This is a genomic window from Phocaeicola faecicola (genome assembly GCF_013618865.1).
Lineage (GTDB): Bacteria > Bacteroidota > Bacteroidia > Bacteroidales > Bacteroidaceae > Phocaeicola > Phocaeicola faecicola.
The window spans coordinates 1-26,778 of the sequence record NZ_JABSOE010000011.1; the positions used below are offsets into that span (position 1 = coordinate 1).

At 37.8% G+C, this 26,778-nt stretch carries 26 protein-coding genes, 6 tRNA genes and 1 pseudogene; 6 read left to right on the forward strand and 27 right to left on the reverse strand.

Annotated elements, in window-relative coordinates; all coding sequences use genetic code 11:
* Positions 1-245 precede the first annotated feature (245 nt).
* From H3001_RS04735 to H3001_RS04825, 19 genes are all read right to left on the reverse strand, one after another.
* Positions 246-1,358, reverse strand: coding sequence for a glycosyltransferase (locus tag H3001_RS04735; protein WP_181214208.1), 1,113 nt, complete (start codon positions 1,356-1,358; stop codon positions 246-248).
* A gap of 37 nt (positions 1,359-1,395) precedes the next feature.
* Positions 1,396-2,598: a glycosyltransferase family 4 protein gene (locus H3001_RS04740; protein WP_181214209.1), complete on the reverse strand. Its 1,203-nt coding sequence runs from the start codon at positions 2,596-2,598 to the stop codon at positions 1,396-1,398.
* A complete protein-coding gene (locus H3001_RS04745; RefSeq protein WP_181214210.1) occupies positions 2,585-3,775 on the reverse strand; it encodes a glycosyltransferase in 1,191 nt (396 codons plus the stop codon). Before H3001_RS04745 ends, H3001_RS04740 begins: the two co-directional genes overlap by 14 nt.
* Positions 3,772-4,989: a hypothetical protein gene (locus tag H3001_RS04750; RefSeq protein WP_181214211.1), complete on the reverse strand. Its 1,218-nt coding sequence runs from the start codon at positions 4,987-4,989 to the stop codon at positions 3,772-3,774. The genes H3001_RS04745 and H3001_RS04750 overlap by 4 nt, the downstream gene beginning before the upstream one ends.
* Entirely contained in the window at positions 4,976-6,328 is a 1,353-nt protein-coding gene (locus tag H3001_RS04755) for a lipopolysaccharide biosynthesis protein (RefSeq protein ID WP_181214212.1), read from the reverse strand. The genes H3001_RS04750 and H3001_RS04755 overlap by 14 nt, the downstream gene beginning before the upstream one ends.
* A gap of 12 nt (positions 6,329-6,340) precedes the next feature.
* Positions 6,341-7,099: a WecB/TagA/CpsF family glycosyltransferase gene (locus H3001_RS04760; protein ID WP_181214213.1), complete on the reverse strand. Its 759-nt coding sequence runs from the start codon at positions 7,097-7,099 to the stop codon at positions 6,341-6,343.
* Positions 7,100-7,102: 3 nt separating this feature from the next.
* The gene (gene wecB, locus H3001_RS04765) at positions 7,103-8,287 is read right to left on the reverse strand and encodes a non-hydrolyzing UDP-N-acetylglucosamine 2-epimerase (protein WP_181214214.1); all 1,185 of its coding nucleotides are present in this window, start codon (positions 8,285-8,287) and stop codon (positions 7,103-7,105) included.
* An 8-nt stretch (positions 8,288-8,295) separates the two neighbouring features.
* Positions 8,296-8,691 (reverse strand): WbuC family cupin fold metalloprotein, encoded by a 396-nt coding sequence (locus tag H3001_RS04770; protein WP_181214215.1) that lies wholly within the window; start codon positions 8,689-8,691, stop codon positions 8,296-8,298.
* Between the two features lie 17 nt (positions 8,692-8,708).
* Entirely contained in the window at positions 8,709-9,860 is a 1,152-nt protein-coding gene (locus H3001_RS04775; RefSeq protein WP_181214216.1) for a capsular polysaccharide biosynthesis protein CapF, read from the reverse strand.
* Positions 9,861-9,883: 23 nt separating this feature from the next.
* Positions 9,884-10,957: a polysaccharide biosynthesis protein gene (locus H3001_RS04780; protein ID WP_181214217.1), complete on the reverse strand. Its 1,074-nt coding sequence runs from the start codon at positions 10,955-10,957 to the stop codon at positions 9,884-9,886.
* Between the two features lie 2 nt (positions 10,958-10,959).
* Complete coding sequence (locus H3001_RS04785; protein ID WP_181214218.1) at positions 10,960-11,580, reverse strand: DapH/DapD/GlmU-related protein; 621 nt, start codon at positions 11,578-11,580, stop codon at positions 10,960-10,962.
* A 14-nt stretch (positions 11,581-11,594) separates the two neighbouring features.
* A complete protein-coding gene (locus H3001_RS04790; RefSeq protein WP_181214219.1) occupies positions 11,595-12,695 on the reverse strand; it encodes a glycosyltransferase family 4 protein in 1,101 nt (366 codons plus the stop codon).
* A 10-nt stretch (positions 12,696-12,705) separates the two neighbouring features.
* Positions 12,706-13,971, reverse strand: a complete 1,266-nt coding sequence (locus H3001_RS04795; RefSeq protein WP_181214220.1) for a nucleotide sugar dehydrogenase — start codon at positions 13,969-13,971, stop codon at positions 12,706-12,708.
* 32 nt (positions 13,972-14,003) lie between these two features.
* Positions 14,004-14,978 (reverse strand): SDR family oxidoreductase, encoded by a 975-nt coding sequence (locus tag H3001_RS04800; RefSeq protein WP_181214221.1) that lies wholly within the window; start codon positions 14,976-14,978, stop codon positions 14,004-14,006.
* A 19-nt stretch (positions 14,979-14,997) separates the two neighbouring features.
* Complete coding sequence (locus tag H3001_RS04805) at positions 14,998-16,104, reverse strand: MraY family glycosyltransferase (RefSeq protein WP_181214222.1); 1,107 nt, start codon at positions 16,102-16,104, stop codon at positions 14,998-15,000.
* Between the two features lie 58 nt (positions 16,105-16,162).
* Entirely contained in the window at positions 16,163-18,577 is a 2,415-nt protein-coding gene (locus tag H3001_RS04810; protein ID WP_181214252.1) for a GumC family protein, read from the reverse strand.
* Between the two features lie 32 nt (positions 18,578-18,609).
* A complete protein-coding gene (locus H3001_RS04815) occupies positions 18,610-19,407 on the reverse strand; it encodes a polysaccharide biosynthesis/export family protein (RefSeq protein WP_181214223.1) in 798 nt (265 codons plus the stop codon).
* Between the two features lie 36 nt (positions 19,408-19,443).
* Positions 19,444-19,881, reverse strand: a complete 438-nt coding sequence (locus tag H3001_RS04820) for a BT0820 family HAD-type phosphatase (protein ID WP_181214224.1) — start codon at positions 19,879-19,881, stop codon at positions 19,444-19,446.
* A gap of 619 nt (positions 19,882-20,500) precedes the next feature.
* Positions 20,501-20,824: a hypothetical protein gene (locus H3001_RS04825; RefSeq protein WP_181214225.1), complete on the reverse strand. Its 324-nt coding sequence runs from the start codon at positions 20,822-20,824 to the stop codon at positions 20,501-20,503.
* A gap of 310 nt (positions 20,825-21,134) precedes the next feature.
* Between H3001_RS04825 and H3001_RS04830 the strand changes: the two genes are divergently transcribed.
* The 4 genes and pseudogenes from H3001_RS04830 to H3001_RS04845 all read left to right on the forward strand — a co-directional run bounded on the left by H3001_RS04830 (position 21,135) and on the right by H3001_RS04845 (position 23,231).
* Complete coding sequence (locus tag H3001_RS04830) at positions 21,135-21,569, forward strand: HU family DNA-binding protein (RefSeq protein WP_181214226.1); 435 nt, start codon at positions 21,135-21,137, stop codon at positions 21,567-21,569.
* A 42-nt stretch (positions 21,570-21,611) separates the two neighbouring features.
* The gene (locus H3001_RS04835; RefSeq protein ID WP_246368484.1) at positions 21,612-21,884 is read left to right on the forward strand and encodes a DUF4248 domain-containing protein; all 273 of its coding nucleotides are present in this window, start codon (positions 21,612-21,614) and stop codon (positions 21,882-21,884) included.
* 187 nt (positions 21,885-22,071) lie between these two features.
* Positions 22,072-22,500 (forward strand): annotated as a pseudogene (locus H3001_RS04840) (HU family DNA-binding protein); the annotation flags it as partial.
* Between the two features lie 251 nt (positions 22,501-22,751).
* Positions 22,752-23,231 (forward strand): N-acetylmuramoyl-L-alanine amidase, encoded by a 480-nt coding sequence (locus tag H3001_RS04845; protein ID WP_181214228.1) that lies wholly within the window; start codon positions 22,752-22,754, stop codon positions 23,229-23,231.
* A 53-nt stretch (positions 23,232-23,284) separates the two neighbouring features.
* On the opposite strand, the gene H3001_RS04850 is transcribed toward H3001_RS04845, so the two are convergent.
* The 8 genes from H3001_RS04850 to H3001_RS04885 form a co-directional block, all read right to left on the reverse strand.
* A tRNA-Gly gene (locus H3001_RS04850) sits at positions 23,285-23,357 on the reverse strand.
* Between the two features lie 8 nt (positions 23,358-23,365).
* Positions 23,366-23,448 (reverse strand) — tRNA-Tyr (locus tag H3001_RS04855).
* Between the two features lie 33 nt (positions 23,449-23,481).
* Positions 23,482-23,554: transfer RNA gene (locus tag H3001_RS04860), tRNA-Gly, on the reverse strand.
* A gap of 7 nt (positions 23,555-23,561) precedes the next feature.
* A tRNA-Tyr gene (locus H3001_RS04865) sits at positions 23,562-23,644 on the reverse strand.
* A gap of 37 nt (positions 23,645-23,681) precedes the next feature.
* Positions 23,682-23,754, reverse strand: a tRNA-Gly gene (locus tag H3001_RS04870).
* Positions 23,755-23,763: 9 nt separating this feature from the next.
* Positions 23,764-23,846 (reverse strand) — tRNA-Tyr (locus tag H3001_RS04875).
* A 67-nt stretch (positions 23,847-23,913) separates the two neighbouring features.
* Entirely contained in the window at positions 23,914-24,411 is a 498-nt protein-coding gene (gene ribH / locus H3001_RS04880; protein WP_181214229.1) for a 6,7-dimethyl-8-ribityllumazine synthase, read from the reverse strand.
* A 123-nt stretch (positions 24,412-24,534) separates the two neighbouring features.
* On the reverse strand, positions 24,535-25,212 hold the full coding sequence (locus H3001_RS04885; RefSeq protein ID WP_181214230.1) for a tetratricopeptide repeat protein: 678 nt from the start codon (positions 25,210-25,212) through the stop codon (positions 24,535-24,537).
* A 157-nt stretch (positions 25,213-25,369) separates the two neighbouring features.
* Here H3001_RS04885 and recF point away from each other — a divergent pair, with 157 nt between their 5' ends.
* A complete protein-coding gene (gene recF, locus H3001_RS04890) occupies positions 25,370-26,491 on the forward strand; it encodes a DNA replication/repair protein RecF (RefSeq protein ID WP_181214231.1) in 1,122 nt (373 codons plus the stop codon).
* Positions 26,488-26,778 (forward strand): DUF721 domain-containing protein, encoded by a 291-nt coding sequence (locus H3001_RS04895; RefSeq protein ID WP_181214232.1) that lies wholly within the window; start codon positions 26,488-26,490, stop codon positions 26,776-26,778. The genes recF and H3001_RS04895 overlap by 4 nt, the downstream gene beginning before the upstream one ends.

The window sequence follows — 26,778 nt, forward strand, 5'->3', positions numbered from 1 at the left end:
GGTCTTGTAGAGGAACCACAGTCTTTCAAAATCTTTTTCGCTAAACATAATCTTTCAAGTTTTAAGTTTAGCACGAAGGTATGGGAAAGAAACATGCTAGTCAATACGCCAATTTTGGAAGCTTACAATTGTATTCTATTTGCTGAATATCAGAGCATTGAATAATTCATCTCAATTTAGATGAAAATTACATAGACTCAAATTTATTTTTTTACTGTGTAATTTTTTAATTTGTTTCGTTTTTGTTAAGGTAATTGAGCTATAATTTTGTCAACTTCTTTAATACTATTGAAATAAGTTATAGCAGTTTCATAACCATTTATTCCAATTTTTTTGGCTTCATTTGGATATCTTGTCAAGTAAATCATTTTTTCGAGAAATTCATCTTCGTTTTCTGGGGATGCGAGCATTGCATTTTCATGATCTTTTAAAAAAAACTCTATTTCACCCACTTTGGTAATGACTACAGGTTTTTTGGTTAAAAGATATTCTCCTAATTTTGTAGGAAAGCCATATTTCGCTTGGAGATTATTAGGTCGTGTTAACAATAACATTTCTGCCCCTAAAAGGAGTCTTGGAATTTGATCTTGTGGTACTAATCCCCAAAAGATAACATTATTATCTAATTTATTGTCAGATACATACTGCCTATAATATATCTCGGTTTCTTTATTGTAAAATGGACCAATTATATAAATTTTTTTATTAGGATATATTTGATGATATTTAAAAAATATGCGTAATAATTTATCAACTCCATCTTTTTTATTACCGACTGTACCACAATATGCTATGTATTCTTCTGAGACTTTTTTTTCTTGTATATTATTAAAGCGTTTTGAATCAACAATCATATTGATAATATGTACTTTGTTCTTTTCTATGCCTTTTTTAATGAATAATTCTTTTAGTCCTTTAGTTATTACAAAAATGCCTGATAAATTTTTACATGTGTTATAATATATATTTCTGGGTAGATGGGATCTGAGTATCTCAGGGCATTCTGTCATTTCATGGAATAAATTTCTCTTTTTTAAAAAATAAATAATAGGAAGATAGTCAATTAATGAATATACATATATACAGTCCTCTTTGTGTATCTCTCTTTTAGTTACTAATGCTAATTTAATGGCGTTTGTAATAAATTTTAAAAGCCTTGACTTTATCGGTTTATTTTGGAGATAAATAATATGTATCGATGGGTCTAATGTTGAGATTTTTCCCTTATTATAGGATAGAGATATAATTTTTACTTTTTTGCCTTTCTGTACTAAAGCATTTGCATATGCAATTATACGGTTGGAATGTGCATCTCCTATTCCAAGGGTTGTTATTATGTATATAGTATAATTGTTCATAAATTAAATTTTATATGTATCATGTGAATTTTTAACCCTATTTGAGTTCTGTTAAAAAATCTATCAATTTTAATGTCATATTCTGTGCTTCGCAATTATTTAAGATGTAGTTTTTCCCTTGTTTCGCTACCGATAAAGCCTTATTATAGTTTTCAAAAATATAAATTATCTTATTTGCGTATTCTTCAGGATTCTCAGGTTCAACAATCCAAAGTTCTTGTCCGTCTTGAACATATTTAGTTATTTCTCCTGAATTTGTCATTAAAACTGGTGTACCTGATAAAAGGTATTCACCTAATTTGGTGGGAAATCCACCTTGTGCTCTTTTTGTATTAGGTTGAGATGATACTAATAAAGATGCACTACATAAAATTTGAGGCACTTCTTTATTCGTTATACTTCCCATAAATTTAACGGAATCTTTAACACCCAACTTTTCAGCTAAGCTAATTAATGATTTATTTTTCGAATTTATTGGGCCATATAATTTAAGTTCATAATCTGGAAGTTTATTTTTTATTAAAGCATATGCTTTGATTATATTATCTACATTGTCTTTTGTAAGTTCCATGTTACCAATGTAGCAGATTGATTTTTCTCTTTCCTTATCATTTAATTTGAATTTAGTAAAACGAGATTTATCAACAATTGTTGGCAAAATAAATGTTGGTAATGGATATATGTTGTTATAGAATTGTTTCAAATTATCAGTCATTAAAATTCTAGCCGTGAGCATACGTGACATTATGCTATAGAAAATTTCTTTCCTTCTAGGTATTTTAGATTTTAATTTCTCTCTAATGGGAATAGGATATTCATCTCCTATAAAAATGAGTTTGATTCCCATTAGATATAAAGGTAAAACAAAAATAGAAATAGAAAGGACTGAATCAAAACTTAAGAAAACATAATCTACTTTATTTCTTTTATTTATTTCCCTGATTTTGTAAATTGCCTTAATCCAGCTATTTAAATTATCCCATATGCGGCGCTTAAAAGGTGATTTACTTCCTTTTCTTTTATGTGAATAAATATATGGTACAGTATTTATTATACCATATGGAGTATCTTCTAATGGATCATTGTATGCAACATGACTATAATTAATAACTTTCACATCAACTCCATTTGCAATTAATCCTTTAGAATATGTTATTATCCTTGTGGTAGGAGCTAATCCTATTGGAAAAGGATATGCTGCTAACACTAAAATTTGTTTGATTTTATTATTTGATTCCATTTAAAAAAAATAATAGGTTTTGTGATATTTTTTGGTAACCGTAATTTGCTTTGACGTATTCTTTCCCGGCTTGTCCTACTTTTATGGCTTCTTCATAATTTTCCAAAATATAGGCTAATTTTTCTGCATATAATTCTGGATTTTCAGGAGGTACAATATATAAATGTTTATTTTTAATAACACATTGTGAAATTTCACCGACATCTGTAAGTAGGACAGGCTTACCAGTAGCTAAATATTCTCCTAACTTGGTAGGGAATCCTCCCTCTGCTCTCTTGGTGTTTGGTTGAGAAGATACTAAAATTTTTGCGTTGGATAAAATTTCTGGAACTTTGTTAAAATCAACTTTCCCTTTTAAAAAGACTCTTTTTTCTAATTTTAATGATCTTATAAGGGATGATAATTTATTTTTATCTCTTTCAGATGGAGCACCATATAAATAGAAGTTAATGTTAGGAAATCTTTCTGCAATTTTAGAGAATGCAACTATAATATTATCTACATTATCCTTGGATAATTCCATATTCCCAAGATAACAAATGTAATTATCATTATTCGTATCCATGTTATTTTTAACATCGAATCTTGAAAAATCTGTAATTGTGGGTAAAATATGATTAGGAATTTTATTTTGAGGATTGTAATATTTACATAATGCTTCTGTCATGAAAATTTCTCCCTTTGTATATTTCAAAATAAAATTATATGCCCATTTTTGTATTTTAGAAATATTCTTTTTTAGTTTGGATCGAATAGCTCCAGGATATTCATCTGTGATAAATATAGAATTTATTTTTAATATTTTACATATCATTATGTAGTAAAATAATATTGGTAATTTGTCATTGGCTATGAATAAGAAGTCTATTTTCTTTTTTTTGTTAGATCTATAAATATAATAAGTTGTTTTTACCCATGAATTTATATAGATACTGATTAAACGGTAAATTTTATGTTTCGAGAAATATCTACCATTGGGATAGCAATATTTAATACCTTCTTCAGAGTATCCAATGCTCGGAATATCCTTATTGGGAGTATATTTTGATGTTGGATTATATACGATTGCTTCTGAATCTACTCCAAGTTCTTTAAGCCCTTTAAGGTATGCTCTAATTCTTGTTGTAGCAGCTAAACCATCTGGGAAAGGGAAATAAGATAAAACTGAAATTTTCATATTGTGTATATTTTTTTAAAGAGAAAAGGAATAAGTATGAGAGTAAATAAAATCGGATTGAAATGAACAGGATTTGAAAATAATAAAACACTAATTGCTAGTAAATAAAGTAGAGTATATCGACTTTTTTGATTATTACTAAAGCATTTAATTGATTTATATAATGAAACGATTATAAATATAAATCCTATAATCCCCCAATGATATAATAATTGAGCAAGTCCATTCGGTGCTACAACTTCATAATGTGAAAATAAAACGGGATTTGAACCATATCCTAAAGGAAATTTAGCAATTTCGTTTAGAACGTATTCAAAAAACATATATCTATTAAATTCTATTGTTCCTGTTTCTGAATGATAGCCATAACTAAATGCATTTGTATCTTCAAGATATGAGTCTATTTTTCCAGATATAAAATCTAATTGGAATATAATGGGAACACAAGCAGCAAATAAAATTAATAGAATAATCTTAAAAATTTTATTTTGAGTGCGTAAAATGGAGGGTATAAGTATTAATATTAATGCAATATATCCACTTGTTGAAAAAGTTGTTATTATTGCTATAAAATAAATATATGCATGTGTATCATTTTTTAATGAATAATTATTTTTAATTATTCGATAAATTAAAAATATTACTAACACTAAAGCGAAAGCTCCCGGTTCCCACATAAATCCGGAGTTGCGGGTAATTGTTGGTGAATTAGGAAGCCAACAATAATTAAAAATAAAAATATACCACGATGCCCCTTTTTGTAAAGGTTCTGCTAGAAAATTATTGAAAGAGGAAGATAAACTTTCAATAAATGGGAGATTTACAACTTGTATGCAAAATATTGGTAATGATATGCAGGTTAGAATAAAAATTATTTTTTCCAATTTAATGATAAATTTTTCTCCTGAAATGTGTAGAATAGCATAGCTAAAAACTATTGGATATATATAATTATATATTCTAAAAATATTAAAACTAGTATTTCCCAGATAATATGATGCACATGCTTCTATAAAAATATTGAAAAAAATCACAACGAATAAAATAGGATGAATTTTTTTCTTTTTTATTAAAGCTAAAATCAGTAATATAATTAAAATAGTTTGTTTAAATATAGTATTATAGCATAGCGAAGAAGCTGACGCTATTGTTATAATATATACTATTATGATGATATAATCTAATAATGAATATTTAATATTACTGGTTCTCATTTCGTGTTCTCTTTAATAAATACTTATATTGCAATGGGGCCCAGACTGTTGTTATGACGGAGATAATAATCATTGTAAATAAGAGGCCATATATATTATAATACTCTATCATTTTTAAGGCTATTGGTATATATATGCATGCTGCAAATAATGTGATATAAAATTGTATCTTGATATTTCCAATTCCATTAATTATAGATATGTAGATATTACCAAATGATTGGATTAAGACATAGATTGCCATTAAAATAACAATTAAAGGTCTTATTGTTATTTTATCTCCAATCCAAATTTTAAAAATCGGATTGGAAAAAAGAACCATTATGATAGCACAGAAGACTATAAGTAGATAATATTTGTTAAGATCTTTAACTGCTTTTTCTATCCATTTAAAATCAGATCGTGTAAAGGCATCTGTAACTGCTGACCAATAAGGTGTGGTAAGAATATAAAAAACTGAAGTTAAAATAGAGAAATATTGGAATGTAATTTGATATTCTCCTACATCTTGCGGACCTAAAACTTTAGATATAAGGAAATTATTACTATGTATAATAACAATATTGGCTATTTGAATTAAAAAAAATAATAGTCCTAGTTTAAAAAGTGAGTCAGTATGACATAATTTAATGCTTTTGGATGATGGGGATAGTTCTGGTATTTTAAATTTAAATAGCCATGCTGAATAAAGGATATATATAATAATAGGTATTCCAGTCATTATAATAACAAATGGAATCAATGAAGAAATATGAAAAAAATGTATAGCTATATATACACTTACTAATGTAGATATTTGAATAAGGAGGTTAATGTCAGAAACAAGACTTGGCTTTTGAATTGCATAGAGAACAAATAGGATATTTCTTAAAATAAATGTAAGCAATGTTGATGTAAAAGCTATTAAAAATAAAATATTTACATCATTTGCTAAGTAGCTTGGAGCGTTAATAAATTGATACCAATCAATAAATGGATAGATTATGAAGAAAATAATAATTATGGATATAAAGATTAATGAAACAAAAAAATAAGTTGTACTGATGTATTCTTTACCTAGCTTATAATTGTTATTTGCAATAGCTTCTGTCAATTTGTTTCTTAGCCCTTGTCCAAGACCGATGTCAAAAAAACCAAACCAATTGATAATTGACAGGATGGTAACCCATATGCCATATTCAATTTTGTCAAAGCAAGATAAAAAAAGTGGGAGAAAACAAAGGCTTAAAAGTATACTTAAGCCTTTGTTTATTAGCATCCTTAGGGAATTTTTTCTAGCTCTAGATGAACGCTCGTCACCTGTAAGAAAAAAAACCTTTATCATATTTATTATTTTCATATATAAGTAAAATTACTTATTTGTTTTTTTTATAATTCGATTTACAATTTCTTTTAGAAATAAAGAACAAAACCTTGGATAGTACTTTAATACCCTCTTTCCATAATTAGATGGAGATTGTAACACCCTAAAGCAGCCTTCTAATCCTATATGCCCAATCCATTGAGGAGCTCTTTTAACTTTACCACCTTTACAGTCAAAAGCACCTCCTACTCCATATAAAACTCCAACATTTATTTGTTTTTTATATTTTAAAATAAAGGATTCTTTCATTGGAGTTGGTAATCCTAAAAATAGGAATGTTGGGGCTAATTCACTAATATTAGCTGCAATTTTAGGCTCCTCTTCAGAGGTATAGAATCCATTTCTATAACCTGCAATAATAATATTGGGATAAGTTTTCTTAATGGATTCGACCATTTTTTTTACAACATGTTCTTCTGCACCTAGGAAGTATACTGATTGCCTTTTTTCATTTGCATTTTGAAGAAATAATTCAAATATATCCGGTGTTGCAGCTCGTTCTGGAATTTTATATCCTAGGCATCGTAGAGCTAAAGTAATAAAGGCGTTGTCTATATTTACAAAATCAGAATCTAAGATTGCTTGTTGTAGAATCTTTTCCTTTTGTGCTATACTTACAGTTTCAGAATTTACGCCCGTAAGATGTATTCCTGTTATTCCTTTAGATAATAATTCTAGAACATTTTCAACAAATTCTATTTTAGATAAGGGGTTGAATTTAACCCCCCATATGTAAATTGTTTCCATTTTTTAGAATTTTCTCCAAACCATTTTATTAACAACACCTGTGTAGCTTTGAATCAGTTTGACTACCTTAGTAGATACATTTTCATCTACATAGTTAGGTACAGGAAGTCCCAGATCGCCATTATTATTCATTTCTACAGCAGTATCTACTGCTTGTAATAATGAGGCTTCGTCAATACCCGCCAAAACAAAGCAGCCTTTGTCTAATGCTTCAGGACGCTCTGTAGATGTACGGATACAAACAGCTGGGAAAGGATGCCCAACACTCATAAAGAATGAACTTTCTTCAGGGAGTGTTCCGGAATCAGATACCACTGCAAAAGCATTCATTTGCAGGCAGTTGTAATCGTGGAAACCTAGAGGCTCATGTTGAATAACTCTCTTATCCAATTTGAAGTTGCTTGATGCCAAGCGGTTACGGCTACGAGGATGGCAGCTATACAGAATTGGCATGTCATATTTTTCGGCCATTTTATTAATAGCATTGAATAAGGAAGTGAAGTTCTTTTCTGTATCAATGTTTTCTTCACGATGGGCAGAGAGCAGAATATATTTTCCTTTTTCCAATCCTAAACGTTGGTGAATATCGCTTGCCTCTATATCTGCTAAGTTATTATGCAATACTTCTGCCATAGGTGAACCACTTACATAAGTACGTTGTGGGGCTACATTACTAGCGTTTAAGTAGCGACGTGCATGTTCGCTATAACAGATATTAACATCAGAGATAATATCCACAATACGACGATTGGTCTCTTCTGGTAAGCATTCGTCAAAACAACGATTACCTGCTTCCATGTGGAAAATGGGAATGTGCAGACGTTTTGCTCCAATTACGCTAAGGCAGGAATTGGTATCACCTAAAACTAACACTGCATCCGGTTGTGTTGCAACCATCAATTTGTAGCTCGCATTGATAATATTCCCCATGGTAGCTCCTAAGTCATCACCAACAGCATCCAAATATACGTCTGGATTTTGTAATTTTAAATCTTTGAAGAATACGCCATTCAGATTATAATCATAATTTTGTCCGGTATGAGCCAGTAAACAGTCAAAATATTGACGGCATTTGTTGATTACAGCTGCTAAACGGATAATTTCCGGGCGCGTGCCAACTATAATTAAAAGTTTCAGTTTACCATTGTTCTGAAACTTTACATTTTCATAATTTAAATTTATTTCCATAGTCTCTGTTATTTCAGCGTATTTTCTGGAGTTAATGGAGTATATGGTCCGTCTTTTACCTCAAAAATAACAGTCCCTTTTTCCAATACTTCTAATGTATGCCATTGTCCGGCTGGAATGTGCACTCCATAATTCCCAATCAGTGGGTTCAATTCACATTTTTCGATGACGTTTTTTTGATCATCATAGAACATGACATTCATCTTTCCTCGTATAATGATATATGTTTCTGAGGTAGTTGTATGCCTATGTATAGGCAAATCTGTACCTGGCTCTAAAGCATTAAACAAACGCTGAGCTTTTGAATCCAAACTGTCATGCAAATTATAATTCATTCTTAGACGTGGACTTTCCTGAGCCTGTTGGGTAACTTCGTCTAAAAGATTTGTATTGATGATTTTCATGAATTTTTGTTTTTAGGTTACACTTCTTCATAGAATGTATCCGGTCTATTAGGGTCAAAACATTCGTTACACCATATAAACGTGACCAAATCTACAGTACCTGTGTTTTCAATATTGTGTGTATATCCCGTTGGAATATCAATTACTTCCAATTTTTCACCACTGACATGATATTCGATAACCGGACTATTTTCTTGTCGCATATCACGGAAACGAATAACTCCTTCACCACTTACAGCTAAAAATTTTTCGTTTTTCGTATGATGCCAGTGCTGTCCCTTTATAATTCCGGGTTTAGTAATATTTACAGAGAACTGTCCTCTGTCCTTGGAACGGATAATTTCAGTAAAACTTCCTCTATGATCTACATTCATTTTAAGTGGATAGCTGAACTGGTCCGTTGGTAAATAAGACAAATAGGTAGAGTATAATTTTTTAGTTAGCGGATCATTCATGTCTGCAATACTCAAATCCGATCTGCTGTTCTTGAAGGAATATAGTAATTCAACGATTCCTCCTAATGTGATAGTATGGACTGTAGGAACTACGCAGAATTTGCCTTCATAGTGTTCTTTCCCACTCAGCGCAGCGATCAATTCATCTACGACATCATCGATATATACCAAGTGCATGACTACATTCGGGTCATTAACTTGAATTGGTAAATCATGAGCAATATTATTACAGAAAGTGGCAACTGCACTGTTATAGTTAGGTCTGCACCATTTCCCAAATAAGTTAGGGTACCGATATACCAAGACTTTTGCTCCGGTTTCTTTGGCGTAGTCAAACATCAAGTTTTCCCCTGCACGTTTGGATTCTCCATAAGGATTATCTAATTCTGCTTGAATAGACGAAGAAATCATTACCGGACAAGTATTGTTATATTTTTTTAGTGTATCTAATAGAGAAGAAGCAAATCCAAAATTACCTTTCATGAATTCACTTTGGTCTTTGGGGCGATTGACTCCTGCCAAATTGAATACAAAATCAGCATCTTTGCAATATATCTCCAGTTCTGCTGGATCACTGTCTATGTCATATTCATAGACATTTATTTCCTGACCAGCAATATCGTAATACTTAGCTTTGCCATCACGGATATTGTGGAGCTGCGATACCAGATTGCGCCCCACAAATCCTTTGGCACCTGTAACTAGAATATTCATAAGTTTCAGATGTTATATTAATATTATTCAGAACGAATTTCTTTACCTTTTGCTTTTTCAATCAATCCTAAATCTTCTTGGATGAAACGCAGACGCATCAATTGTTTTTTCATTCCCTCTACGTCCAAGCGAGTGGTATTGTGGCTATGATAGTCTTCAATCTTTGATACTTCTTCACTTCCGTCAACAAAAAATTTATCATAGTTCAAATCACGCGTATCGCATGGAATACGATAGTAATCACCCATATCGATTGCTTTTGCCATTTCTTCGCGTGTAACCAATGTCTCGTATAGTTTTTCACCATGGCGAGTACCAATAACCTTAACCTCAGTTTCGCCATATTTGGGATTAACCTTAGCATAGATTTCCTTCAGAGCTGTAGCTAATGTGTCTAGAGTAGCAGCAGGAGCTTTTTGCACAAACAAATCACCGTTTTTGCCATGAGTAAACGCATAGATAACCAAATCAACCGCGTCATCCAATGTCATCATGAAACGAGTCATGTTCGGATCGGTAATGGTGATAGGTTTACCTTCCATCATCTGGTCAACCCACAATGGAATAACTGAACCACGGCTTGCCATTACATTGCCATAACGGGTACAGCAGATTGTAGTAGCAGCATCTTCTCCTAATTCACGGCCTTTAGCGATAGCTACTTTTTCCATTAAGGCCTTTGATATACCCATAGCATTAATAGGGTAGGCTGCCTTATCAGTAGAAAGAACCACTACATTTTTTACTCCATGTTCAATAGCTGAAAGCAATACGTTTTCTGTTCCTAATACGTTGGTACGCGTAGCTTCCATCGGGAAAAACTCACAACTTGGCACCTGCTTTAATGCTGCAGCCGCAAATACATAATCAACTCCACGCATTGCTACATCAACTGATGTTTTGTTACGTACGTTACCGATGTAAAATTTAACTTTGGGGTTCTGTAGGCGATGACGCATGTCATCCTGTTTTTTTTCATCTCGACTGAAAATACGGATTTCTTTGATATCTGAATCTAAGAATCTGCGAAGTACGGCATTTCCAAATGATCCTGTACCGCCTGTAATCAACAGGACTTTGTCTTTAAAAATGGACATAGTTAATTATTTTTATTATATTTATCAAAATAAAATTGTAAATCTTCTCTTGTTAATCTTTCATTTTCGGGATAAAGAATTTTTTCATGCTCAATAATTTGCTCAATGTCCCATCTAAATTTGATTACTTTGCATGGTACACCTGCGGCAATGGCATATGGAGGTATAGGTTTGGTTACTACTGATCCAGCTCCTATAGTAGCTCCTCTACCTATTATTGCGCCTGATAATAATGTTACATTACAACCTATCCAAACATTTTCTTCTACAATAACATCTTTATCATATTCCGATAGTTTACCGCTTTCTTTTTTGTATTGGTCTGTGATTTCTTTATATAGTTTCCCTGGAACAATCATATGATTGCCAGTTCTTACCATTAGCCCTTCAGCAGCTCCTGAGTTTTTTTTCATTATAAACCGGGCATTCACAGCCGAAATTAATGCATTAGCTCTGATACTAGTATTTTCGTAGAGAAATACATTCTTAGGATTATGTAGCATTAGAGGTGGGGTAAGACTAACAGATTTATCACAAAATCCAAGTTGAGAACGCCTTATCCCGAAATAAGTTTTCCATAGCATATAACAGCCACGGAGGAACATACATTTTTTTATATTCATATTTGAAATTAGAGTTAGATGGATTCCCAAATTGATGTTAATTTTTTCCAAATGATAGGCATTGAGTATTGTTCATTAACACGTCTTTGGGCATTCACACCACAATTTAAAGCATATGTTCTATTATTTATCATTTTTTCTATTGCTTGTTTGAGCTCTTCTATATTTTTAGGAGAAACACAAATGCCACAATTATTACTATGATTAATGTCTAACATTTCTGGTATAGCTCCAACATTAGTAGTTATAATGGGGCATCCGCAGGCCATACTTTCAAGTATAACATTAGGAAATCCTTCAGTATATGTTGGTAATACAAATACGGAGCATGCGAGCATTTCACGTATAGTTGCTTCGTAATCTAATTCACCTTTAATAATAAGTCTATTACTGAATTCAGTATTCGCTCTAGTAATGATTTCCTGTTTCATTTCATTAGATATTGCTCCAATAATTTTTACTTTAATTCCAGGAATCTGCTTACAAGCATCAATTAGTTCATAGATGCCTTTTGTAGGTATTACATGTCCCGCAAAAAGTATCACATTGTTTTCTCTTTCTATATAATTATACTTTTTTATATATTCATTTACTTTGGGAGTTAATGGATTTGGAATGATTTCAATATTATTAAAGCCATGATTGCTTAATATTGTATATGAAGCATTATCAATGACAATTACTTTATTGGCTTTTTTTATGACTTTAATTAATAATTTGTATTCAAAGTTTTTTATTTTAAATAGCTCCGGAATACGGCCAAAACGAAAATGTATAACTGTTTTGAGTCCTACATTTGAAGCCGCCCATAAAAGAATTAAATCTTTAATTAGAAGGAAAGAGGCTGGAGTCGTAATGTGAATAATATCACCTTGAATTTCTCTGATTTTTTTACACGTATATATAATTAATTTGAAATAATCAGATATCGCAAAATATATTTTTTTAAGTTTTGATTCAATTGTCTGACCGCTCCTCTTCCTTGAGAAATCTAGGAATTCTAATTCTATTGATTTTTCTTCTAAAGATTCATAATAACTTTTAATATGGTTAGTCCATTTTGCTATGCCACCAACAACTCCTGTAATTGGAGAACATAATAATATTTTTTTCATTAATAGGTTCTTATAATCTGCCGTCTATGATGTTTTTATCTAAAAATCCTTTTACGTCATATATGATATGTTTATCATGGGTAAATGACGTGATATCTAATTTTTTAAATTCTTCATGTGCAACAGCTGTAATTACAGAATCAGCTTTTTCTGTTGGTAAAGTATTGATAACTTCAATTCCATACTCATGTTTTACTATTTCTGGATTAGCCCATGGGTCATAGACTGTAATGTTTACATTATATTCCTTCAGAGCACGATAAATATCAATAACTTTTGTATTTCGTACATCCGGACAATTTTCCTTGAATGTAAATCCTAAAATTAAGATATGTGAATTGAGAACTTGAATACCTTTTTTGAGCATCAACTTAACAACTTCATTTGCAACATATTCTCCCATGCCATCATTCATGCGACGACCAGCCAAAATAATTTCCGGATTATATCCATATCGCTGTGCACATTGAGCCAAATAATATGGATCTACACCGATACAATGACCTCCTACTAAGCCTGGACGGAATGGTAAGAAATTCCATTTTGTTCCTGCCGCTTCCAAAACATCTAAAGTGTCGATTCCCATTTTATTGAAAATCTTTGAAAGCTCATTTACAAAGGCAATATTAATATCACGCTGGGAATTTTCAATAACTTTAGCTGCTTCGGCAACTTTGATTGTTGATGCAAGATGAGTGCCTGCTGTAATTACAGAAGCATAGATATCATTTACAATTTTACCAATTTCTGGTGTAGAACCAGAGGTGACTTTTTTGATTTTTTCAACGGTGTGTAATTTGTCTCCTGGGTTAATGCGTTCAGGACTGTAACCAGCAAAGAAATCCTCATTAAATTTCAAACCAGAAACTTTCTCTACAACAGGGATACATTCATCTTCTGTAACACCTGGATATACTGTTGACTCATAAACGACGATATCTCCTTTTGATATAACCTTGCCCACTGTAGTACTTGCTCCGTATAGAGGGGTTAAATCTGGATTGTTATTTTCATCAACTGGAGTAGGGACTGCAACTACATAAAAATTACAGTCACGAATATCTTCGATGTTTGTAGTACATTTAAAGCCATTTGCTATTGCACTTTGGAGCAAATCATCTGCCACTTCTAATGTGTCATCATGACCAGCCATCAATCCGTCTACACGACGCTGGCTCATATCAAAACCTATAGTTTCATACTTTGTTGAGAAAAGACGTGCTAAAGGCAGACCTACGTAACCTAATCCGATTACACAAATTTTAATTTTATTCATTGTTGTATATTATGTTTGAATGCAGTTTAATATTATTTTAAATTCTCCCAATACCATTTTACAGCTTCTTTTAAGCCATTTTCCATGCTAAACTCTGGCTTATATTCCAAAAGTTTTTTCGCTTTATCAATGCATGCTAATGAATGAGGTATATCTCCAGCGCGATTAGGACCATGAAGTACTTCTATTTTAGCAATCTCTGTGTCGTATTCACTAAGATATTTTTTCAACAAATCTACAAGTTGGTTGAGGGTCGTACGTTCACCAAATGCTGTATTATAAATTTGATTGATTGCCTCTGGATTAGTAGTCTCCATAGCTCGTAAATTCATTTGTATAACATTATCAATATAAGTGAAATCACGACTATATTCTCCATCTCCGTTAATAACTGGACTTTCGTGTTTCATGAATTTTTTTACAAACAGAGGGATTACTGCTGCATATGCTCCATTAGGATCTTGGCGACGGCCAAATACATTAAAATATCTCAAACCAATAAATTCCATACCATATGTGCGTGCGAATACATCTGCATATAATTCATTAACATATTTGGTAATTGCATAAGGAGATAATGGTCGTCCAATTACATCTTCTACTTTAGGTAAACTTTTACTATCTCCATATGTAGAAGAACTTGCAGCAAAAATAAACCGTTTAACCCCTGCGTCACGTGAGGCAACAAGCATATTAAGAAACCCATCAATATTTACTTGATTGGTGGTAATTGGATCTTTTATGCTACGTGGAACAGAACCAAGAGCTGCTTCATGTAATACATATTCGACCCCTTCAGTTGCTTTACGACAATCCTCAATATTTCGAATATCACCAACTATAAGTTTAAAAGAATGAGGATATTTTGCTATTAATGGCATTATGTTTTCAATATGACCTGTGGCAAAATTGTCCAAACAAACTACAGAATCTCCCTGTTTTAAAAGAGTCTCACATAAATTAGAGCCAATAAAACCTGCTCCACCGGTTACTAAAACTTTACGCATATATATATCTTTTGACAAATTAATTATTCAATAAATGAAATCGTTTTATTTTCCAATTGATTCCTAAATGTAATATTATCCAACATAAAATGTCGATTATTAAAATGAAAGTAATATTAAGGTGGTTCATTAATAAGGTGTTTAAAAGGATGAAAAATAATGAAACCAATAGAATACTACTCATCACAGCTCGAGAACGTAATCCCATTCGTAATAATTTGTGATGGAAATGATTACGATCTGGCATGAAGGGATTTGTCTTATTTCGTAGTCTAACTAATACTACACGTATGACATCAAACAATGGAACTAGTAATGTGGAAAATGCAAAAATCATTTTCGAACCAGAAATTTGCATATTTGCTGTTGAATCAAAACAATAGCGGATAAAAAGGAAACTTAAAATATAGCCTAATGTTAAACTACCGGTATCTCCCATAAAAAGTTTTCTACCACGATTTTCATTTCCAAATACATTATAGCACCAAAATGGAATAACAATTCCTAAACAGGAGAAAGCTAATAAAGCATATATATATAAATTGTTAATAGTGAAAGCTATGCCTAATACTGTTAAAGCGATGCAACTTAATCCAGAAGCCAATCCATCAACTCCATCAATTAGGTTAATTGCATTTGTAATGTATACAACTGCAATTATTGTAAGTATAATGCCTAAACATTTGGGAATTTCGTATATGCCAACAAGTCCTCCTAAAGAATTAAACCAAAGTCCTGTTATTGTTAAAAGTGCTGCAGATACTACTTGTATTAAAAATTTGTATCGATAACTTACTCCAATTAAATCGTCAGCTATGCCTACTAGATAAAGGAGTGTTAACCCTACGATTAAAAAAATTACTCGAAAAAACAAATCTCCGGCGAAAGGTATCTGTGCAGGAATTTCTTCGAAATAACAAAAACCGGTTACTAGTCCTAAAGTTATTAATATTACAGGGAAAAAGGTTATTCCTCCTAATCGTGGGATAGGGCGTGTATGCACCTTTCTAGCATCAGGAATGTCAAATAGTTTTTTCTTATGTGAAATCAATAAGACTTTGGGTATAATAATCCATCCTGCTAAAAAGGCTATTAGAAAACCTGAGAATAAAACAATGTAGTCCATATTGTATGTGTATTAATCCTTGAATGCGTTTTTGTGTCAACGGTAAATGGTTTAGAGATTATTTATTCTTTTGGTCTGTTTCATATCCGTATCCATATCCATATCCGTATCTTCTTCCATATCCGTATCCGTAACTATGCTTGCGTTTACTCATATCAATGTCATTGATTACGGTGGCTATTTTTTTTAATTTCTTTTCTCTTTGTAATATGTTGATATATTCAAATCCATCTTTTGGAGTAACATCTGCGCGGCATACGTACACACACATATCAGCAACACGACCAATGATCGCAGTATCAGCAATCATTGCTATAGGAGCTGTATCCAGTATGATATAATCGTAATGCTTTTTTAGTTCTTCAATGGCATGGTCTAAATGTTCTCGTGCAACCAACTCAGTTGGGTTAGGTGGAACCGGACCGCCAGGAAGAATATCAAGATTGGGGCTAATATCCGAATGCTGTATTGTATTAAGTAAGTTGGTATGTTCTGGGTCACTAAGATAATTAGTGATTCCTACAGCTCGATTAGATAAACGGAAAACTTTATTTAGACCGGGTTTTCGGATATCCATACCCATAATCAATACTTTTTTACCTAGAAATGCTAGTGAGGCAGCAGTGTTTCCTGCTACAAAGGATTTCCCTTCTCCAGGTTGAGTTGAAGAAAAAAGAATAACCTGTTGTCCCTTTTCTAACATAAAAAGAAGGTTGGTACGTAAACTGCGGAAGCACTCCTCCATCATATTATTTTTGTTTTCTTGAATAACGATAGAACCATTAGTTCTAACATCGCAGCGAGGTAGTTCTCCAATAATAGGGGCTTGAGTTATTTTCTGTATGTCTTCTCGGTTTTCTATTTTATATTTTAATAAATCACGTATAAAAATTAAACCTATAGGGAGTCCGATGCCAATGACTAAAGCTGCAAGAACAAGCATCATTTTTTTGGGGGCTATTGGTGCCGTTGCTGCAAGAGCTTCTTCTATGATACGTCCATTAGTAGCTGTAGATGCCAATGTAATTGCATTTTCTTCACGCTTTTGTAACAGCATGGTGTAAAGGGCTGCTTTAATTTCTTGTTGACGTGCAATAGTTAGAAATTCTTTTTCTTGCTGTGGAGCTTTATTGATTCGAGCCTCGAATTTACTAGTTTGCTTGTCAATATCAGCTTTAGTTATATAAAGTCCTTTCAGTACACTTTCTACTGTGGTCTGAACGCTACGACGCATAGCCTCAATGCCTGTATTCATGTTAATTATTGTAGGATTGCTTTCAGAGGAAGTACGAAGTAGACGTTTACGTTCAATGATCATGGCATTGTACTGTTCGATGACTGTACTTAGATTTTGATCTTTTAAGCCGACATTTGCAGGAAGAACTTCATTGGCATTTTCTTCTTGATTGATATATGCTTTCAAAAATTCCACGAGCTGAATTTGAGTAGCATTTTCTACGCGAAGCTGCTCGTATTTGGAACTTTCTTGTAAAGCAAGTTGTGCATCACTACTTAAGTCAGTTAGGCCTGCTTGTTGTTTAAAAGTTGCTAATTGGTTTTCGGCTGCTCCCAATTCAGTATTAATGATACCAATACGTTCTTCGATAAATTCAGCTGTTTTCTCTGCAACTTCGTTTTTTTCGTCATTGGCGTCTTGATTGTAGTCTGCTACCAAACGATTTATAAAATCGACAGCTCGCTGTTTATGGGTGTTTTTTACGCTAATTTTAGCAATAGTTGTAGTTTTAGAACTAGGAGTTACTGTTAAATTAGTTGCATAGTTTTGTGCTACTACTGTAGGTGATGCTATCCATGCATTTAATTTAATTGTTTTTTCTATTCTTGCAGAATCATTACGGGTAAAACTGAATACACCTACTGGTGTAGGAAGAACAGCTGGGAGACTATCAAAACTAGCAGAGGTTTCTGCTACTTCACCTTTTAATGTGTATTTAGCAGTTAAGTTTAATTTGCCCTCTGGGCTATAAGTCATATTCAATTTGGCTCCTCCTTGTAATTTCTCTGCTTCTTCAGGGGTTATATGTACTTTTACTGGAGTATTATGATACAAAGGAATGTCATATCCAAAGGTTTGATCCTTACTGTGCTGAATATATAGACCTAATTCGCTCACTACTTTTTTAATAAGGGTGCGTGACTTTAAGATTTCCACTTCGTTATCGAAGTTACTAGTCATTGAAAACCCCCCAATGTCCTGTAGGGCTGCAACAGCTCCATTAGCTTGAGTCATGGCTTTACTGCGCGGGTCAGTTTCTTTAATTAGAACAGCAGCTGTGCTATTGTAAACTGGAGTCTGAAAGCGCAGGTAAAGGAAGGCTACTCCTAAGCAGATAATGACACTGGCAATAAACCAAGGCCAATAAACTAGGTATTTCATTAGGAGAGTACGCAGATTAATATTTTCTTCCTGTTCTTCTATGTTTGATGTATTTATCTGATTATTTTCAATCATATTGATTTCCAAAATTAGATGATTATAACTGATTATTTGAATACAGTAACTAAAAGACTCGCGAGTGATACCAATATGGAAGTCGCTGAAATAGCTATAGTAGTAGCATTACCGATGTCTGAATTTCGTGCTTTAGTTTTATTAGGAGTAACATAGATAATATCATTTTGTTTTAAGTAAAAATAAGGAGAAAGAACTAAATCACTACGAGTGAGGTCCATTTCGATAATTTCACGTTTTCCATTCGCATCCTCACGAATTAATTTTACATTATCACGGAGGCCATAAACGGTCATATCGCCTGCCATAGCAAGGGCTTCCAACACGTTTACTTTTTCATTTGTGACTGTAAAACTGCCAGGACGGGCTACTTCCCCTAAAACTGCAATTTTATAATTGGAAAGGCGTACGGTTACAATCGGAGTTTCTTTCAGATAAGGCATCAGTTTTTCCTGAATCATATCTTCGGCTTCGTTCTTGGTCATTCCTCCCACCTTGATACGTCCGATAACTGGAAAATCAATTTCTCCCTGATTGTTTACCAAATATTGTTGTAAACTTGGTTGAGTAGTTGTATATATATTGTCTGATGCTGCGTTTAATGCAGTTTGTACAGAAAGGTTAAATGGCGCAGCAGCTGCCGGATCTGTAGTATTCACTGTAATACTCAACAAATCCTTAGGCATAATCTTGGCATCATACAAAGGAATTTCCTTACCGTAATTGTTTACGGTTTCCGGGTCCTGCAAGTAAGGTACTTTTTTGTACGAAGTACAGCTCGCCACGGCAAGTGACAAGCTACAGATAACAAATAAATTTCTGATTTTCATATAAATGGTTAATTTTTTTATTTCATGAAATGGGTATTATTTAGAGCCGAACAGGCGGGCAAAGAAGCCTTTCTTCCGTTCGGAAGGGTATTCTTCACCGTATTGCTGCTCCATGAGGTCCTGATAGCTCATTTTCCGGGTGACCATTTCGTAAATGGTGCCCCAGTCGGGCAGGCCGCCTAAATTGCGGTCGTCAATAAAAAGGTCGGCTTTAAGTTTGCGTGAGAAGTGATTGTTCCTGGCGGCCTCCTCTTCGGGGTAGTCACGGTTGATGGCGTAAAACTCCAATCCGCGCTCGCGGCAAAAGGCTACTGCTTCGTCCAGCAGCTTGCCTTCACGTACTGTCCACAGGATAAGGCGATGACGCTCTTCCTGCAAGCGCTTTAAGGTTTCGATGGCGAAAGGAATTTCCTTTCCGATAGCCGGATACCGGTGTTCTACAATGGTTCCGTCGAAATCAGTTGCGATAGTCATTTAAAAAATTGTCTGGATTAACCTGTTTAAAAACTTAAATAGTTAGGTTTCGCCAGCGTTCTGCCGGCAGTCTTTATGTAAAAATATTTTATTATTTTCCTTGCTTTTTATATTAAATAGTATGGCTTTTGTTATTGGATATATTTCTCTCTCGTCCCCAGTGTATTCATCTTACTGGGAATCAGATAATTATCCGATAAGATGAGTGACCGGTATGGTGTGCTTCCGTCTAGGAATGAGTATCCCACAGCCGCACGGACATACAATCATTCGTCACAAAAGTAACAATCTTTTTATGAAAATTGTTATATATGTGTGAGTTTTAATCATCTTATTAACAAATCTTCACATCTTTGAACTTAGAAATAGAAAGATGTGACACTTTTATTTCATGAAATGTAACAGTGATTTTTGGGAGATGGTAATAATATGAAAGATGGAAAAATCGTAATGGCGGGTGGGGAGACGGATAGGGAAGGGTGTGGGAACGCATCGTTATGCGTGGGGAAAAGGCTGGGGAGGTCTTAAAAAAAGCCCGCGATGTTTTCGAAAAACATCGCGGGCTTTTACGTTTCTTCAGGCGGCGCGTAAGGAAATTTTCTTCGCGGCCGTGAAGGGGCTATTTCTTAGGACTCAGAATGAGGATGTGTCCGTCGGGCAGGGGCTCGTCGGACGGGTGGAGGTAGACGACCAGGTTTTTGCGCTGGCGGCAGCTCTCGAGGATCAGCGGGGGAAGGTCTTTCAGGGAGGACTGGAGACGGCAGCCCTGGAGGGCGGCGTACCAGAGTTTACAGAGGGTCTTGAGGGTCATGTTTTTCTTTTTATGACCGTAGACGGTGTGCTCCCAAAGGTTGGTAGATTCCATGACTTCGTTGAGGCTGATCTGGCCGATGCGGTACATCTCTCCTAAAAGCTGGTGCAGCTGGTCGCAAAGATAGTACATTTCTGCTTCACTCAGTACGATGCGGTCAATGCGTGTGACCGGGCATTTTTTTTTGTATTCATAGTAGTAAGTTGTTAAGTGGCACTGAAGTGCCGGTTAGTTTTTGGTAAAAATTATATTTTCTGCATTTTAATGCAGAACGGGGTATGTGTGTTTTCAATAATTTTGCCTCTACAGGTAATGAGGAGGGGAACTGAAACCTACCGGTGGTTGGATGGCCGGTTTACTGCCGCGGATATGTGTATAACAAATTCGGGGCGGGGGTGGTTCGGTCCCTTCCTCTTTTTTTATAACCTAACTTGTTAATCAAATGGATTTTAAGAATCGAAAAAATGAGGGACCGGCGGTGACATACACGCTGGTGCCCAAGGTGCTTCCGGGTAAGGAAGACGGACAGAGATTGTATTATGCGCAGTCCAGGGCCAGGGGTGAACTGGGACTGGAGGAGATGGCGGAACGGATCAGCCGGAACTGTACGCTGACGCGCTCGGATATTATCGGGGTGCTGGCGGCGCTGGAGGATGAGGTGTGCCAGGGGTTGTGCAACGGTGAGATTGTGAGGCTGGGCGGCATCGGCTCGCTGCAGGCGGGTATCTGCAGTGAGGGGGTGGAACGGCCCGGGGATTTTACGGCGGGAAGGATCCGGCGGCTGAGGGTGTTGTTCCGGCCGGCGGGGTTGCTGAAGAAGAGTCTGGCGCATACGCGGTTTGAGCGGGTGGCCGTGAACGGAAAGGAGGAGTTGTGATGTTTACCTTATTATATAGTATTACAGGCAAAAATGTGGATTATGGGATTAAACGGTTTTAATAAGAGGGGCTCTCTGAATGGGGAGCAGGAAATGGATCAGAAGTTTGAAGTGAGGATGTATTCGAAGGCGGAGCTGGCGGCGAGGTATTTTCCGCATGTGCACCCGAAGGTGGCGCGGAGGAGTCTGTACCGCTGGATTCAGCAGTGTCCGTATATCGTGGAGAAGTTCGAGGAGATGGGGTACCGGAAGAACCGGAAGTTTTTTACGAAAAGGGAGGTGATGGTGATTATCGAGGGGCTGGGTGAGCCGTAAATGAATTTTTTTGGGTTTTATCGGGACAGTGAAGGTCGGATGAGGACAATGGAGGACATTGGACGGATCCGGCCTTCTTATCTTTGTACTACGAAACAAACGGAAAGCTTTCAACGTGTTGTGGAGTGTTTACTCAATTTTTTGTTAACCTTAATTTTTTTGTTTAACCTTTTAAATTTTTATCATTATGGAAAAATTGGTCGCTTATTCTGTAGTTCCTAGATTTAATCCGGCGGAAAAGGAAAGAAAAATCCGGTATTATGCGCAGGCTCAGGCGCGTGGTGTGATGGGTATCCGCGAAATGGCGGACCGTATTCAGAAGATGTGTACGGTGACGCGTACGGATACGCTGGCGGTGCTCACGGCGCTGGTGGATGTGATGTGTGACGGCCTGGCTCAGGGCGAGGTGGTGCGCCTGGGTGAACTGGGTGCGTTCCAGGTGGGCCTGAAAGGTAAGGGCAGTGAGACGGTGAAGGGCTTCCATACGGGGCTTATCAGCAAGGCGCACATTAATTTCCGTCCGGGTGCGGAACTGAGAAATGCGTTGCAGAAGCTGGGATTCATGCGTGTGCCGAAGAGAAAGGATCTGGCGGAACTGGGTCCGAAGATGGACGGAAAGGAGGCTGCAGAACAGCCGGCGGTGACGGAAGGCCGTGTGGTTACGGAGGGGCCGGCCGTAACGGAAGGTCCTGGTGCGGGTGAGCGCTCGGAGGAAATGGGTGATTAATCTCGTATGCGTGTGTGGTCGTGATGTGTAACTTTAATTGTGTGGAGGAAAGTGTATGAAAGAGAAGGTGAGAGGCGTGTTGCTGGCGCTGCTGAAGTGTTTATTCTGCCTGCTTTCGGGTAGGAAGAGGGGTGGGAGACATGAGGAAGGTTGATTTGATTGTGATTCACTGTTCGGCTACTCCGCCGCAGGTGAGGCTTTCGCCGGAGGAACTGGACGGGATGCACCGGAGGAGGGGTTTCGACGGGTGTGGCTACCATTATTATATCCGCCGCGACGGTCTGATCTGTTCGATGAGGCCGGTGGAGAAGGTGGGAGCGCATGCCAGGGGATTCAACGCTCACAGTATCGGGGTGTGCTACGAAGGGGGCCTGGATGAGAATGGAAGAAATGCGGATACGCGGACCGAGGCTCAGAAACATTCGTTGCGGGTGCTGATACGGGTGCTGGCGGCTGATTTCGGAATCCGGAAGGTGGTGGGACACCGTGACCTGAGCCCGGACTTGAACGGGAACGGGGTGGTGGAACCGCAGGAGTGGATGAAGGTGTGCCCGTGCTTTGACGTGGCGAAGGAGGTGCCGGAGTGGCTGCCCGAGGGGTGGCCGCCGAAGAGGGGCTGAAACAGGTGTATAAAAAAAGACCGTGCGGATTCCGTACGGTCTTTTTTGTAAAGAGCGGAAGACGGGGCTCAAACCCGCGACCCTCAGCTTGGAAGGCTAATGCTCTATCAACTGAGCTACTTCCGCAAATTTAGTGGGCAAAGATGGATTCGAACCACCGAAGGCGTAAGCCAGCAGATTTACAGTCTGCCCCATTTGGCCACTCTGGTATTTGCCCCTGAAAAGTTGATAAGTAATGTCTAGGAAAAAGAGCGGAAGACGGGGCTCAAACCCGCGACCCTCAGCTTGGAAGGCTAATGCTCTATCAACTGAGCTACTTCCGCAATTTAGTGGGCAAAGATGGATTCGAACCACCGAAGGCGTAAGCCAGCAGATTTACAGTCTGCCCCATTTGGCCACTCTGGTATTTGCCCCACTAAGACATTACTTATAAAGAACTCTTCAAAAAAGAGCGGAAGACGGGGCTCAAACCCGCGACCCTCAGCTTGGAAGGCTAATGCTCTATCAACTGAGCTACTTCCGCAATTTTTAGTGGGCAAGGATGGATTCGAACCACCGAAGGCATAAGCCAGCAGATTTACAGTCTGCCCCATTTGGCCACTCTGGTACTTGCCCTTTCGCTATTGATTTTCCTCTGGTGAGGTGTTTTTCTCAATTGCGATGCAAAGGTAGTGCTTTTTTTTTATTCTGCAAATAATTCCTTTGAAAAATTGCACATTTTTATTGCGGCAACGGCGCATTCGTCGCCTTTGTTGCCAAGCTTTCCGCCGGCGCGATCTTCGGCCTGCTGCATGTCATTGGTGGTGATGAGACCGTAAATGACTGGGATTTCGCCCATTGCGTTGAGCTGGGTCAGACCCTGGGTGGTGCCGGCGCAGACGTAGTCGAAATGGGGGGTGTCGCCGCGTACTACGCAGCCGAGGGCGATGATGGCGTCTACTTTGTGGCTTTTCATCATCAGGGCGGCGCCGTAGGTGAGTTCGAAACTGCCGGGTACGGTCTGTACGCGGATGTTCTCTTCTTTGGCTCCGTGTTTCTTCAGGGTGTGGACTGCGCCTTCGAGAAGGGCTCCGGTGATGTTACTGTTCCACTCGGATACGATGATGCCGAAACGAAGGTGTGAGGCATCGGGTACGGAGTTGAAGTCGTAGTCGGAAAGGTTGTGATAAGCTGTTGCCATAATCTTGTCTTTTGTTTTGGGGTTAATATGCCGGCCGGGGCCGGGGAATATAATTAAAAAACGGAGAACCGCTGGAGGACGTGCCGCCGGGATTCTCCGTTTTTCAGTTTCTCTGTTCAGTTGTTATTTGATAGACGCGCGGTCAATGTACTTGTCGATGTCCATAGCCTGGAAAGAGTTGCCGTACTTGTTCTTGATCTGCTTGTAGGCATTCAGGGCTTCGGCGTTCTTGCCCAGTTTTTCGAAGATTTCGCCTGCCTGACGGAGGTAAATCGGACTGAGTGAAGGACTGTCGGCTTTCTGTGCGGCTTTCAGAAGGGTTGCGGCTGCCTTGTCGAGCTGTCCCATCTGGGCGTAGCAGTTGCCGAGGGTTCCGAGGATAGCGGGAGCTACCATGTAGTCGTCGGCGCTGAAACGGTCGAGGTATTTGGCTGCTTCTTCGTACTTGCCAAGCTGTGCGTAGCTGATTCCGGCGTAGGCGTTGGCCAGGTTACCGGCATCGGTGCCGCTGTATTCGTCGGCTATCTTGATGAAGCCTGCGTATCCGAGACTGTCGCCGTTAAGGGCGGTTTCGTAGTTGTCGGAAGTGAAGTAGTGTTCGCCTTTGAACAGGGCTTCCGAGGCTTCGAGTTCGTTGGGCTCGCTGATGAAGTGCTTGTAGCCCAGCACGGCGAGGACGATTACTACGATGGCTACTACAATACCGGCCAGAAGGCCTTTGTTCTTGAGAAGGAATGTTTCAGAGCTGGTAAGCGCTCCTTCTACATCCAACGGATCTTGAGTGTGCTTTTGTTCTGTCATTTTATTTATAGATTTTATTATTATTTTCCGCTTTGGTTGATTTCGGTCAGCAAAAGTAATTTATTTATATGTATAAATGAAATTTGAGAGAAGTTTTTTTTGGGTTCGGGCTTTATTTGTATTTTTGCTTCACTTTTTTGAACTGAATTGATTTGTCATGTGGCTGAAACGGATATCCATATTGAATTATAAGAATCTGGCGCAGGCGGAACTGGAGTTTTCGCCGAAACTGAACTGTGTGATCGGCAAAAACGGAATGGGAAAGACGAATTTGCTGGATGCGGTGTATTATTTGTCGTTCTGCAAGAGTGCGGTGAACGCGGTGGACTCGCAGAATATCCTGCATGGGGAGGAGTTCTTCATGGTGCAGGGGGGTTATGAGACGGATGCGGGGGAACCGGAGGAGGTGTACTGCGGACTGAAGAGGAGGCAGAAGAAGCAGTTCAAGCGCAACCGGAAGGAGTATCCGAGGCTGTCGGACCATATCGGACTGATTCCGCTGGTGATGGTGTCGCCGGCGGACTCGTGGCTGATTGCGGGGGGCAGTGAGGAGAGACGGCGGTTTGTGGATGTGGTGATCTCGCAGTTCGACAGGGAGTATCTGGAGGCGCTGATCAGGTATAACAAGGCGCTGATGCAGCGGAATACGTTGCTCAAGGCGGACATGGAGCCGGAGGAGGAACTGATGAATGTGTGGGAGGAGATGATGGCGGCCGAAGGGGAGAAGGTGTTCCGCAAGCGCAAGGAGTTTATCGATGAGTTTATTCCGGTGTTTCAGTCGTATTATTCGTATATCTCGCAGGACAGGGAGAGGGTGAGTCTGGCGTATGAGAGTCATCTGCAGCAGGGCGACTTGCTGGGGCTGCTGAGGGAGTCGAGGCAGAAGGACCGGATTCTGGGGTATACGACGAAGGGGGTGCATAAGGATGATCTGGTGATGCAGCTGGGGGATTTCCCGATCAAGAGGGAGGGCTCGCAGGGGCAGAACAAGACGTTCCTGATTGCGCTGAAGCTGGCGCAGTTTGAGTTTCTGAAACGGACGGGAAGCCGGACGACGCCGCTGGTGTTGCTGGATGATATTTTCGACAAACTGGACGCGGGACGGGTGGAGCAGATTGTGAAGCTGGTGTCGGGCGACAGTTTCGGGCAGATTTTTATTACGGATACGAACCGGGATCATCTGGACAGGATTCTGGAGAAGGTGAACGGGGAGCACCGGGTGTTTGTAGTGGAGAACGGTGTGGTGGCGGAGCGTAGCCGGACGGAGGATGAGGTATGAAGCGGGGGAATACGGAGTTGCTGGCGGACGTGGTGAGGCAGTTCCTGAGGCAGGAACGGCTGGAGGCGCCGCTGAATGAGTACAGGCTGGTGGATGCGTGGAAGGATGTGGTGGGCCCGGCGGTGGCGCGCTATACGCTGAATCTGTTTATCCGCAACCAGACGTTGTGTGTGCAGCTGGCGTCGTCGGTACTGAGGCAGGAGCTGATGATGTACCGCAAGCAGCTGGTGAAGAGCCTGAACGACCGGGTGGGGGCGCAGGTGATTGTGGATATTGAGTTCCGCTAG